We start from the raw sequence: 12,605 nt of genomic DNA on the forward strand, positions 1-12,605 counted from the left end.
TAAGCTAAGACCATCGATCTTGGAGTTGTTCGTGTATGGCCGCCCCTGTTGTTTTGTCTTCCCGCAAAGTAAATCCCTTATCGCTCGCCAGCGCGATACGCCGGAGTGCGGGTCAAAACGAGTTTCAGGCGAAGATTGCGCAATACGAACTACAAGGTCACCACCTCAGAAAAGTCACGAAAGAAGCTGTGATTGCGCAGCAAGCAGAGCCAGCAGCGGTCAAAACGCAGCGCCTTTTTCCGCATATTTCAACAATGGCGATGATGCAATTCGTGCCGATGCGGCCTGTGGCAGCTACCCGCGTTTTTGAATATGAGGCAATGGCAGCGAGCGTTGAGCAAGACGACGAAATCGGTATCGGAAAAACACTCGATATGCACGCATGAATATGATTCCATTGGTCTTTTTTACGCTGTGATTTTGTAAAGATCGGTGTATGCTGTAATCATTAGTTAGCCCGTGGAGTACCTATCATGTCACCGATTACTTCTTCATCTGTTAGTAATGTGCCCGTTACACCGCCCACGAGTGCAACCAACACTACGGTGGGGGCTGCAGAGCTGCAAAAACAATTGCAACAGCAGCGTCAAGAAGTGCGCGAAACGGTTAAGCCCGTTGCTGAGCAAGTGTTTATTTCTAAGCAAGCGCAGCAGCAATTTGATACCTATGCCGCTAGTGCCGCCAATGCTGCAGATCGTTATGATGAAGATTCTTCGTCGAGCAACAGCAATACGGGCGTGAGCACCGATCAAGCACTCGATACGCTTAAAACGGTACAAAATCGACAAACTGCAGCGGCTCTGGCTGAATATGCGCAGCAACAAGCGCAAGCCAATCCAAGACCGCAACCTGAGCCTAGAGCCGAAGCAGAGCAAAAACCGACAACTTCAATTAAAGCGATTGCATGATTTTTTTGGCAGATCGGATTGAAAAAACCAGCCCAAGTGGCTGGTTTTTTTGCGTCTGCTCAATGCCGTCGCACTTGAGCTTGGCCGACGTAAAAATGTCATGTCAGGGGATGGTTGAGCGAGTATGATTGTTGCAACGCAGCAGGGTTTGTCTTATTTAAAATTGATAAGGAGAAGCAAGATGGCGGGTTCACTCGAAGGAAAAGTTGCCCTAGTGATGGGGATTGCCAATGAAAGCTCGATTGCCTATGGCGTGGCTAAAGCACTGAAAGCGCGCGGTGCCGAATTGATTTTGACGTATCAAACTGAAAAAACACTGAAGTACATTCAACCACTATTTGATGAACTACAGCCGGGCATTACGCAATTGTGCGATGTGCAAGATGAAGCGTCGGTGAGTGAGCTTTTTGCTGCGATCAAGCAAAAATATGGGCAACTTGATATTGGTGTGCATTCCATCGCGTTTGCGCAAAAAGATGATTTGCATGGCCGCGTGGTGGATAGCTCGGCAGCTGGTTTTGCGCTGGCCATGGATGTGTCGTGCCATTCCTTTATTCGCATGGCGCATCACGCCGAGCCATTAATGACGCGGGGCGGCACTTTGCTGGCGATGAGTTATTACGGCGCCGAAAAAGTCGTACCCAATTACGGCATGATGGGGCCAGTAAAAGCGGCGCTGGAATGCGCGGTGCGTTATATGGCGACTGAACTCGGCCCGAAAAAAATCCGCGTGCACGCTGTTTCACCAGGTCCAGTTAAAACCCGCGCTGCCAGCGGGATTCGTGAGTTTGATTTATTGATTAGCAATGCAACTGGCAGTGCGCCGCTGCGTGAATTACCGGATATTGATGATGTCGGCGAAGCCAGTGCGTTCTTGTGCGAAGCGGGCGCGGCTCGTTTAACCGGTAGTACTTTTTATGTTGATGGCGGGATGAATATCTTGGCCTGATAGGTATATGACTGTAGCTATTATTTATCAATTGCTACAGTCATATACATCCGGCACTAGACAGGGGCTCGGCCAACTCGACTCGATTTCTTCCTGCTGATTTGGCTTGGTAGAGCGCGGCATCTGCTCGAGCCACGAGGCTGGCAAAAGCTTCATGTTCGACCATTTCGGCGACGCCAGCACTGCAGCTCAGTTGAATGTCATTTGGCCAGTCCACCTGCGCCAAGCTCAGGCGTATTTTCTCGGCCAATCCTGCCGCGCCGCGTAATTTGGTTTGCATACTGAGCAATAAAAATTCCTCACCTCCCCAGCGTACCAAACAATCACTGGGGCGAATTTGTTGTTGAATTTGTTGGGCAAAACGCTGTAAAACAATATCGCCGATCATATGACCATGTTGGTCGTTCACTTGTTTAAAGTGATCAATATCTAAGAAAATCAAACTAATTGGTTGTTCGCTGCTGCTGCAATGGGCGGTGAGAAATTCAGCCAGACCTTCACGATTGAGTGCCTGCGTAAGCGGGTCGATTCGCACGCGATGAGTGAGTTCTTGGGTTGATTCTTTTAAAGATTGATTGGTGCTTTCCAGCCAACGCTGCCGTTGTCGACTGCGGTTTAATCGACTTAGATTTCGCGACCACTCCCATAATATCCACAGCATGCCTGCAATCAGCCACATAAAGATCAGCAACAAGCGCAAGGACTCTGCGCTAATCCACTTGCCGCGCCATTCTAGCCACGCGACGGTGAATTGTTGCGGCCCCTCTTTGGCATCGTAGCCCGTCGCAATGCGGATTTGCATGACGCGGTCAAATTCGCTACCGGCATCTGCGGGGGGGACATTTTCTTGAATAATCCACCATGATGGGATATTAAAATCCGTGAGTGCAAAGCTGAGCTCTTGCCATCCAGTATGGCTAGGTAGGATGGCTTCCTCTACTTTATGGCTTAAATAATCGTTTTCTCGGCTGTATTTGTCGCTGTAATTAAAAATGGATAGCCTGAGGTGCTCTTCATTTTTGCCAAACAAAAAGCGAACTTTGACCTGATCAAAGCGAGATAAATCAAGCCCTTGCTGCTCACTACCCAACACAATGTCTAAGCCGCAATAGGGTGGATATTTTGAATAAATGAGTTCGCAGTTGATTTGCCAACCTTCTGGTTTTAAGGTCAAAGCGCTGGAGCTATAGGCGGCACCTTCTGTGGCAGGTTCAACGGTGGCGATGGCGGTAAATGATTTTGCATCCATGCGCAAATAGCGGTTCATTCCCCAGTGATGCCACAGCAAGAGCGTTACGGTAAAAATCAGTAAGCCCAATACAAAATACAAGCGTAGCTTGATGGTGGGGGAATTCTTGTATGGAGTTTCTATCCCTTGTCGCCACGGCATCTTAGGCGCCTTAGCTCGACAATGTGGTCAATACCCACATTGTTGCTTCCAGTTGTTGCTGATTAAAATGTGCCGCGTCGCATTGGCACTGCGCTAAATCATTGGCACTGGGCATCTCTCCCTGTTCGCTTTGAATCGCCAGATTGAGATAGGGTGTCAGTACAGTTGGACTACCTGTGAGCGTTTGCGCGACCAGCTCTGGCATTTTCAATTCGTTCAACAATAGGCTGCGCGGTACCCGCAGTAAATAATCAAGTAAAGAAAACAAGCCCGTCAGAAATAGTAATTCGCATTGCTCAGCGCTAAATTGTTTTTCGCCAAGCTGCTCCATCAAGCGGGCTCGTGTTAAGGCGGCTTCGAGTAGTGTTTCATCCAGCGGCGTTGCAGAGCAGGGATTAAAAAATAATAAAGCCAGCCAGCGATATAGACGCTGCTGACCCAGCAAATTTAAAGCATCTAGCAAGTGATGGATGGGGTGATTGAGGCCAAATGCTGCGGAGTTCACGTAGCGTAATAGTCGAGTCGATAAAGCGGGGTCAACGCGAATAGTTTCGGCAATGTCGGCAAAAGGCGCGCCAGCTTGGGCTTGCTGCAAGGCAAGATTGAGGCGCATAAATGAGGCGGGTAGTTGCCCGCCAAGCTGCGGTGCTTGGCTGAAAATAGCTCCTGAAACATAGTTCACGCCCATGCCGATACACGCTTCGGCCGCTTCTTGATTTTGCACCCCATCGGCCCATATTTTGGCGTTCGGTGCTAAATGCAGACTTTGTTGAATGAGGCTGCTGATTTGGCTGATATCCGCATCGTTAATATGGATACGAATGACTTGGAGTTGCTCACCTAAGTGCGGGAAGTTTAGAAGTGCTTTATTGAAATCGCATCCCAGAGTATGCGATTTCCAGTGCTGCTTGAAGTCATGGATTAATTGTGGATTGGACGCGGGTAATGGGCCGCGTGCAATTAAAGTCAGCGCGTGCTCGGTATGAATGCCGGCAAAGCGGGGAGAAGCTAGGCTTTCCCATTCGAGCTCCAACCAAAGTGGTCGTTTTGGGCAATGTTCTTGCGCTAATAAAATACTGACTTCGCAGAGCAAAATATCATCATTACGCAGCAAATGTGCCTCGGCGTGCGTGGCCTGAGGTAAATGGCGTAAAGACAGTGCATAGGCATGGGCGCGCAAATGATGGTCGAGAATCAATTGTCGCCGCATCAAGCCGTGATGCACACCGCTGCGCAGGCTGGTCGGCGGAATGGGTGATGTCGTCGTGGGTTGAGGTGCAGATTGGGAGAACCAATCTTTGAGCCAAGTGAACATGATGAAATTTTAGCTAGAGTTGAATTTTTAGCTTAGTTCATCTGGATTAATTTTGAATTCATCATTTGTCATAGCAATAAAAAAAGCCGAATGAGCTCGGCTTTTTTATTGCGTTCAGTGCTAACGATCGTTACATCGGATAAACACCACCCAAGGCCAAATGCAAATTTACGCGCTGAATGAGACGTTCATTTTGCAAGCGTAGCAGATTGATTTGATAGCTAGCGAGATTTAACTGCTGCTGATGCAGTTGATAATGATCGCCTTTACCAACCTTGATTTGGACTTTCTGTAAGCCAAGCAATTTTTGTTGGTCATTCATCTGCGCTTTTAGCAATTGGTAACGTTCTGCCAATTTTTGCTCAGCATACAAGCCGCCTTCAATTTCGTTCAGCGCACTGAGCATGGTTTTCGCATATTGAACCGTGGTCTCTTGTTGTTGCGCAGTTTTAACTTCAACTTGTGCATCAATCAGACCTGCAGTAAATATCGGCGCAAGCAGTTTGCCAGTGACGCCCCAAATGGGGTTGTTTAAGTCTTTTTGTAATTTAAACAAGTTATTGTCGGCCACGCCAAGCCCTGCAGTCAGTGAAATAGACGGTAAATAGGCTTTTTTGGCGACTTCTACGTTGTAAAACGCTGCGCGAAAACGGCTTTCTGCAGCTCTTAAGTCAGGGCGGCGTTCGGCTAAATCAGACGGCAGGCCGGCAGGAATTGCGCTTGGCTCCGCTGGCAAGGCGGAGGCAACAGCAATCTCGGCGGCAGGGTAACGACCCACTAAAATTTCAAGCGCGCGTTGACTGGCGTTCAGCGCTTGTTGGCTTTGTAATAACTGGCCACGATAATTTTTAAGCGCTAATTGATTGAGTAAGACATCTTGCTGGGTGTTTCGGCCTACTTTTTGCCCCACCTTGATTAGCGCCAACTGTTGTTCTGCCAGCGATACCATCTCTTGAGCGAGGCGAATTTGCTGCGTCGCTTCAGTGGCACTGAGCCAGCTTTTGACCACTGCTGCGGCAATCGATTGCCGTGCGTACAGTGTGTCGAGTTCAGCGGCAAGGCTTTGTTCGCGCGCGGCCGCTTGGCTGCTGCGGGTTTTGCCCCAAACATCAATTTCCCACTGGGCGATCAGCGCTAAACCATTCATCGCCATCGATGAGGTGGGGATGGCCGATTCACCGGCTTGACCGCCGATGGCGATCATTGGCATCAGTGCCGCGCCAGCCGCTTTGACCGCGCTGTGTGATTGTTCGACGCGCAGTGCTGCTAAGCGTAAATCAGGGTTGTTGCGCTGTGCTTCGGCAATTAATTCGACCAGCTCGGCTGGCAAAGTAAAGCCCAAGGCGGCGGCATCAAACTCCCCAGTACTTTTGGCATGTTGCCATTTGGTAGGGAACTTGATCTGAGCTAACGCTTGTTGATGAAGATCGTCTCGCGTTGGTGCGACAGGTATGGCGCAAGAGGCCAATGTAATAATAAGCCCTGTGGCAATACCCAGTCGTTTAATGTGATGAAGTTGCTGATGCATTGTCTCGTATTCCTTAGTGCAGTTTCAGTACGAGATAATTCAATTTCGATTGCATCCGAATCATCACCATCCGCAGTAAATGCAGGGGCGCGAGTTTTTCGGTGTAGACCGCTGCCCCGCCGCGCGCGCCCATCGGGATAAATGGTTTTTCTGCTGGGTCAACGGTCAGTTTGACGGCAAATTTTTGTGCTAATGGTGCATGCAAATGTTCCATTGGCGCATTGGGTACTGTGCCACTTTGTACGGATTGTCCTTGGCCATTGGCCCAGATAATCGAATCCACTTTGGCATGCACAATATCGCCCGGTAAAGTCTTAAAGGCGATTTCCGACTTGTCGCCAGGTTTAATAAAGCGCAATTCATTCTGTTCAAAGAAAGCAACGATGCGCTGTTCATGTTCTACAAAGCTCATTGCTGGACGGAAAGGCATTGAAGCCAAGAAATTGCCTGGCCGTACGGTGACATTGACAGCATAACCATCGGTTGGTGCACGAATAACGGTGGATTCGAGGTCGTACTTTGCCGCTTCGAGTTGCGCTTTAATTTGCGCTACGCTGGCAATATCAGGCCCAACAACACCTTCCAGTTTGGTGGTAATTCGGGCTTCCGCCGTTTTTGCGCTCGCCACCGCCGACTCTGCTTTTTTAACTTCAGTAGCAAAGCTTTCGACGTCAAATTGATTGCCTGCACCTGCTTTGGCTAACTCTTGGGCTTGGCCAAGGCGTTTTTTCATCAGGTCGAGCTGAGCTTGGGCTGAGGTTGTTTGGCTTTTTGCGCTATCTAAATCTTGCCACAAGGTTTTGGCTGATGCGGTGGCATCAGCAACTTGCGCTTCGAGTTGCTTTACTTTCAAGCGATACGGCGTGCTGTCGATCTCGAGCAAAATATCGCCCTTTTTCAGCATTTGATTGCCTTCTACAGCGACGCGCGTCACGGTACCCGACACTCGCGGCACCACTTCCACCACGTAATTGATTGCACGTACATCACTCGATGATGGTGTCACCACATTGATGGTGAAAATAATCGAAGCCGCTAGAAAAATAGCACCAGCGACAGCACCAACTTGGGTTTTGATATTCCATGGAATCACTTTGAGTTTGACGCAAAGTAACCAAACGATAAAAGCATAACCACCAATGATTAACTCAAGCATTTTGCTTCTCCTGCGTTTGAGTTGATGACGCAGATGTTGCGGCTTGTTTGCTGATAATTAGCTCGCGCTTTTTGTTTAAGCCCTCGAGTTTTTCTTTCAGCAATATTAATTCGTCATCGACAATCGCCAAATCCATCGGCTTATTGGCGTGTTCGCCATCGGGCTTGAGGAAATAATCATCGTGTTTATCTGTGCCATAGGCCGCTTTGTAAGTCACCGGTTTGGTAAATGCCCATAGCCATGCTAATGGCCAGAGTAAACCGCCCACCGCAATCGACAATAAGCATAAGATTTGAATGGCATGCTTTTGCGGATGGTGGTGTTTTTCGGCAAAGACTTCGGGTAACACGTGGATTTTCCAGAAGATATATAGCGCCGCAATTGGCAGCACGACAATCAAAATCCACACCATCACATCGGCGATTTTTTCTTCCATGCCAGCCATTGCCCAAGCCGAGGTAGGCAGGATAGATAGCAACGCAGTGATCCCAATAGCGCGAATGCGCAATAGAGTGGTGTTTAGTTTCATTTTTGATTTTCCAGTTCAAGCAATCCAATGAGCGTTGGGCTTTGATTTTTGAATGGCGATGTCGGTTATTCAGTGATGCTCGGGTAATATGTGCTGTACTATAAATTAATACGATTACTTGTATATAGAACAGCGCGTTGAGTGTGGCGTATTGATTTCAATACAAACTACATCATGAGTCAGTCTCAATTTTTCTATTTTGCATTGACATAAAAAAGCCTCACATTCGAATGTGAGGCTTTTTACTGAATCCGAACGCGCTTTATTTTTGTGCAGGCTCGGCGACAAAAATTTCAACACGGCGATTTTGAGCGCGGCCTGCCACGCTGTCGTTGCTTGCGATTGGAGTTGAAGAGCCAACGCCATCAACGCTCATACGCTGGCTCGCCACACCGAGTCCAGCCAAGTAATTACGCGTAGCTACCGCACGATTGACTGATAATGGATTGTTGATCGCATCGCTGCCCGTGCTATCGGTGTGCCCAACAATACGAACTTGTGTCACAGGATTTTGATTGAGCGTTTGAGCGAGGCGGTTAAGGACCGGCTGCATATTCGGTTTGATATTGGCTTTGCCGATATCAAAAGAGAAATCAGCGGGAATTTCGATTTTCAATTCATTATTGGCGGTTTGGCTGACTTCAATTCCTGTGCCTGCTGTAGCTTGTTCCATCGCTTGTTTTTGCTTTTCCATATTGGAAGACCATAAATAAGCACCTAATGCACCTGCAGCCGCACCAATCGCCGCATCACGTCCCGTGTGACGCCCTTTCGACGCTTTACTCACCGCCGCGCCTGCTGCTGCGCCGCCCAAAGCACCTAGTAGCGTATTTTCAGTAGTTGACATATTTGAGCAGCCCGTTGCCGCCAAACTCAAAGCCAATAAAGCAGGAAGTAAAGCACGTTTCATGATGTTTCCTAAAGATGTCAGTAAATTGCGCCTATCAGACCACAGACGTATGCCATTTTGCTATTGAAAAGTACCAAAGTCAGGGTGAGTCTTTTCACAAATGCGGTGATGTCCTCTTATTTCTACTGAATTAGATATGAAAATTCGCTAGCTATTCATTTTACTTACTTTGCATTACAAGTATTGATATTATCTATATATATAATTTCTTGATATGAAAGAAAATGGCGAAGCCACTCAGAACCAAGCGTTTTATTTATATGGCATGGCTGGCGCAGCTGGTCTTAAGTTTTAGTCTTTACAGCTTATTTTGGTGGCAAAACCAGCATATTTTACATACGCAAAAACACAATCAAATTGCCCAGCAAATTGCTCAACTGCAAGCCCAAGCCGATACGGTATTGGAAAGTTTTGCTGCATTTCAATCTCGGCAAGCATTTCCTCAAGATAAATCAATTCGGCCTTTTGCTGAGTTATTGCTCAGTCGCAATCCACATATTTATTGCTTGCAGACGGTGCAGCGTATTACGCACGCCGAAGTAGCTGGGCTTGAGAGCACGATGCGCGCAGCGGGGTATCGTGGATTTAAGGTGCATGATTTTGATTATGAAAAAACCCGTAAAACAACAGCACTGAAAGTGCGCGATGTGCACTTTCCTATCGTTTTTATGGCACCTTTGCCGCGAGAAGCAGAGGATGTGCTCGGGCTTGATGTGAATGCCGTGCATTTTTTAAGCCCACAGCTACAAAATTCAGGCAATCAAGTCAAGGCTTGGAGTACGGGGCCGTTTCGTTTGATTGAAGGTGAAATCGCCTATGGTATTACGATCCCAGTCTATCAATTAGGTGGTCAGAAACCCGATGCCAGTTGGCCGCTATATGCTGGTTTGGTGATCAAAGCCAATAGCTTGATGCCTCAGCTGCAAGACCTTGCGCCAGGTTGGCAGGTCAGTATGGATTACATTGGCTCAGTGACTGCGCAGCAAAAACAATTGTTTAAGATTACCTCGCCCGGTGAACTATTTTGGATCGCCAAATTGTTACCGACCATCGAAATGGTTTCGGTTATCGCTTCTGATTCGCAGCCGTTTGAATTGCGTACCCGTCAGCAATTGTCGTGGCGCAGTTGGTTGGGGATGGTGCCTTTGATGATGCTGTCCTTTTTGCTGCTGGTCTTATTATTGGCATTGCGTTGGCAACATAGTGAACGCTTGCGTCGTATCACGGTGCAGCGGCATAAAAATCAGCTGCATCGCTGGGCAACGCAAGATCGCCTCACTCGCTGCGCGAATCGGCAAAATTTTGACCAGCGCATGACTCTCGCAAGTCAAAGTGGCGTCCCATTTACCTTGGCTTATTTGGATTTGAATTATTTCAAACCGATCAATGATCAATACGGGCATTTAGCGGGTGATGCGGTCTTGGTCGAAGTGGCGCAACGTTTGCGCCGTTCGGTGCGCAGCCAAGATTTAGTCGCGCGTTGGGGCGGTGATGAATTTGCCATTCTGGTGGTGGGTTTGAGTGACAACGAGCGGTGCGCGGCACTGCGACAAGCTTTGCTGGATGCTTTAGCTCCGCCATTTATCTGGCAATCGCAATCGTTGACGCTCTCTGCCAGTATCGGTATCGCCAGTTATCCGGCCGAGGCCGATAGTGTGAGTGAATTGCTGCAGTTGGCCGATCAGCGCATGTATCGACATAAAACGGCAATGCGCAATCGAGAGATTGAAATTTAAGGACATGTTCAGATTTGGTGTTGATATGCATGAGAATGAGCTGAAGTAGCTCCTTCCCCCTTGACGGGGGAAGGTTGGGATGGGGGTGGCAATGCTTGTTTTGACGCTAAATTCAACATTTCACCCTCACCCTAGCCCTCTCCCGTCAAGGGAGAGGGGACAAAAGCGCAAATCCAACATCAACACCAAATCTGAACATCACCAAATTTAACTAGGGTATTGCTTGATAGGCATTATTCTTTAATAACTAGCAAGCAATACCTATTGATTATTTCCCTTTGACCAGCGCCATGATTTCAGTGGCATTGAGGGTGCTGGCGCGCTGTTGAATTTCGGGTAGGTATTTGGTTTGCAAATCTTTAGCCGGTGCCAGCGTTTCTTGGAAAGTTCGTTTGAGTAAATCGGCGCTCATCGTACGGCCGCCGGCGTAATAGCGTTTCGCCACTTGGCCTAGCGCATAGGTGCTGGCAAAAGAAAACGCCATGCCGGTCGCTGCGCCGCCGATGGTTTTTCCCCATTTTCCACCGACTTTACCAAACAAGCCGCCCATCAATTTGCGGCCAAATTGTTCTAGGTATTGCGAGGTCAATCCTACGCCAACAGTCGAGATAAACTCACGAATATGCCCTTGATCCAGCTCGTAGCCATAACGTTGCCCGATGTTGTACACCAGCTTGATCTGCAGCGGAATTATCGCCACCGAAGCCCAAGTTTGCGGCAATAGCTCGAGCGCGCCATTCAAAATCGACGATTTCAAAATGCTGCTGTCTATCTCGGCGGTATTCACGAGGGCGGCGTTGCTTGGCGTTTGTTGCGCCAGCGGCGTTGCAGATTGCAAAGGCACGATGTTTTGGCCCGCTTTGGCGAGGGTATCGGCGTCGCGTTGGAATAAGGTTGATATCGGTGCGCTGGCTTGCGCAAGGCGCACTTTTAAGTCGGCCAAAAAGGCACTTTCTGCGGCGCTGGTACTGCCATCGGCATCGCAGACGCACACGGCCATTTCATAAGCAAATTGGCGCTCAGCGGGGTCGGTCAACTGCGCGCAGACGCTAGCCAGATCAATCCGTTTGAATAACACGTCTTGATAGAGGCGACTTAAGTCCAGCCCGCTATCTTGCCCCAAAGACTGCGCTAGGCCACGAATATGCTCGCGTTCACGTTCGTCGTTATTGCCGTCGGCAAAGGCGGCGAGTAAGGCGATGCTCAAAATGGCTTGTTGCTGGGCGGCTTGCATGGTGTGCTCTCAATCAAATAATAAAGACTAGACCAGAACGCCGCCGCTTTGTTCCCTTTACTGCTGAGGTGCTGACCGCAGGTATTGTAATAAGCGCCCACGATAAGCGCTGCCGTCATGCAAGGGGGTGGTCAACATCGTTTCGCTCATTGTAAAACCACGGCTGGCCATTTGCTTGTGAAATGCGCTGCGATTGCTGCGATTGGGGTCGATGATCAAGATCTCTGCCTTGGGCGCGGCATGTAAATCAATAAATTCGGCCAAAACTTCGGGGTGTCCGCGTTCATACAACACATCACTACCGATGATTAAATCAAACTCGCCTAAGCTAATGTTTTCCCGTCCCCAATTGCCGGTGCAATATTTCAGCGCGGGCAAGGTATTGAGCACGAGATTGGCTTTGAGGAAGGTTTCGGTCAAGGGATGGCAATCACTGGCGGTGATATCGCCAAGGCGGCGATGAATCACCATACTGGCCAGCGCCAAACCGCAGCCAATTTCCAAAATCCGTCGTCCACCGAGTTCATACACCTGCATCAAATCGGCCAGCTTTTGCGCCGACGGCCAAACTTGGCCAAACAGCGGCCAGCACGATTCAGAAATGCCCGCCGCTTCTGCTTCGCCGAGCGGGTCAAAAAATTGCTGTTTATCCAGCAAAGAGCGAATTTCTAAATCAACGCCGCCGACAACGGCAACGGCTTGGCATTTGACTTGATAGCCAAGTGGCAGGGTAGAGGGCATGAGCGGGCCTTGGGCATATGCGGCGAAGAATTCAATTCGAACCGACGCAGCGCATGGGCGCTTTGCAAGGCGAGGAGTAGACGGCGGGGCAGAGGTGCGTATCGTTAAAGGTGGCCCATGCTAACACTGGCCAGCCACAGATCGCAGAATAACTCAGAACAGCTTTGTCAAATCGCAAGATTGTTCAAAACTGTAACCCTCAAACCGGG

At 48.9% G+C, this 12,605-nt stretch carries 12 protein-coding genes; 4 read left to right on the top strand and 8 right to left on the bottom strand.

Features of this window, described 5'->3' with window-relative positions:
* Positions 1–35: 35 nt before the first annotated feature.
* The 3 genes from K4H28_RS15210 (at position 36) to fabI (ending at position 1,857) form a co-directional block, all read left to right on the top strand.
* Positions 36–386, top strand: coding sequence for a hypothetical protein (locus K4H28_RS15210; RefSeq protein WP_221005984.1), 351 nt, complete (start codon positions 36–38; stop codon positions 384–386).
* A gap of 87 nt (positions 387–473) precedes the next feature.
* Entirely contained in the window at positions 474–908 is a 435-nt protein-coding gene (locus tag K4H28_RS15215; RefSeq protein WP_221005985.1) for a hypothetical protein, read from the top strand.
* 181 nt (positions 909–1,089) lie between these two features.
* Complete coding sequence (gene fabI, locus K4H28_RS15220; protein WP_221005986.1) at positions 1,090–1,857, top strand: enoyl-ACP reductase FabI; 768 nt, start codon at positions 1,090–1,092, stop codon at positions 1,855–1,857.
* A gap of 40 nt (positions 1,858–1,897) precedes the next feature.
* On the opposite strand, the gene K4H28_RS15225 is transcribed toward fabI, so the two are convergent.
* The 6 genes from K4H28_RS15225 to K4H28_RS15250 all read right to left on the bottom strand — a co-directional run bounded on the left by K4H28_RS15225 (position 1,898) and on the right by K4H28_RS15250 (position 8,685).
* A complete protein-coding gene (locus tag K4H28_RS15225) occupies positions 1,898–3,247 on the bottom strand; it encodes a GGDEF domain-containing protein (protein ID WP_221005987.1) in 1,350 nt (449 codons plus the stop codon).
* 10 nt (positions 3,248–3,257) lie between these two features.
* Positions 3,258–4,562: an EAL and HDOD domain-containing protein gene (locus tag K4H28_RS15230; protein WP_221005988.1), complete on the bottom strand. Its 1,305-nt coding sequence runs from the start codon at positions 4,560–4,562 to the stop codon at positions 3,258–3,260.
* A 130-nt stretch (positions 4,563–4,692) separates the two neighbouring features.
* The gene (locus K4H28_RS15235) at positions 4,693–6,090 is read right to left on the bottom strand and encodes a TolC family protein (RefSeq protein WP_221005989.1); all 1,398 of its coding nucleotides are present in this window, start codon (positions 6,088–6,090) and stop codon (positions 4,693–4,695) included.
* A 13-nt stretch (positions 6,091–6,103) separates the two neighbouring features.
* Positions 6,104–7,246: an HlyD family secretion protein gene (locus K4H28_RS15240; RefSeq protein ID WP_221005990.1), complete on the bottom strand. Its 1,143-nt coding sequence runs from the start codon at positions 7,244–7,246 to the stop codon at positions 6,104–6,106.
* Entirely contained in the window at positions 7,239–7,775 is a 537-nt protein-coding gene (locus K4H28_RS15245; protein ID WP_221005991.1) for a DUF3302 domain-containing protein, read from the bottom strand. The genes K4H28_RS15240 and K4H28_RS15245 overlap by 8 nt, the downstream gene beginning before the upstream one ends.
* A gap of 262 nt (positions 7,776–8,037) precedes the next feature.
* Positions 8,038–8,685, bottom strand: coding sequence for a YiaD family glycine zipper/OmpA-like lipoprotein (locus tag K4H28_RS15250; protein ID WP_221005992.1), 648 nt, complete (start codon positions 8,683–8,685; stop codon positions 8,038–8,040).
* Positions 8,686–8,909: 224 nt separating this feature from the next.
* Between K4H28_RS15250 and K4H28_RS15255 the strand changes: the two genes are divergently transcribed.
* Positions 8,910–10,421, top strand: coding sequence for a sensor domain-containing diguanylate cyclase (locus tag K4H28_RS15255; RefSeq protein WP_221005993.1), 1,512 nt, complete (start codon positions 8,910–8,912; stop codon positions 10,419–10,421).
* Between the two features lie 268 nt (positions 10,422–10,689).
* Here K4H28_RS15255 and K4H28_RS17000 read toward each other — a convergent pair whose 3' ends face one another.
* Positions 10,690–11,655, bottom strand: coding sequence for a YcjF family protein (locus K4H28_RS17000; RefSeq protein WP_221005994.1), 966 nt, complete (start codon positions 11,653–11,655; stop codon positions 10,690–10,692).
* A gap of 57 nt (positions 11,656–11,712) precedes the next feature.
* On the bottom strand, positions 11,713–12,396 hold the full coding sequence (locus K4H28_RS15265; RefSeq protein ID WP_221005995.1) for a class I SAM-dependent methyltransferase: 684 nt from the start codon (positions 12,394–12,396) through the stop codon (positions 11,713–11,715).
* Positions 12,397–12,605: the final 209 nt, after the last annotated feature.

Source organism: Deefgea tanakiae, assembly GCF_019665765.1.
Lineage (GTDB): Bacteria > Pseudomonadota > Gammaproteobacteria > Burkholderiales > Chitinibacteraceae > Deefgea > Deefgea tanakiae.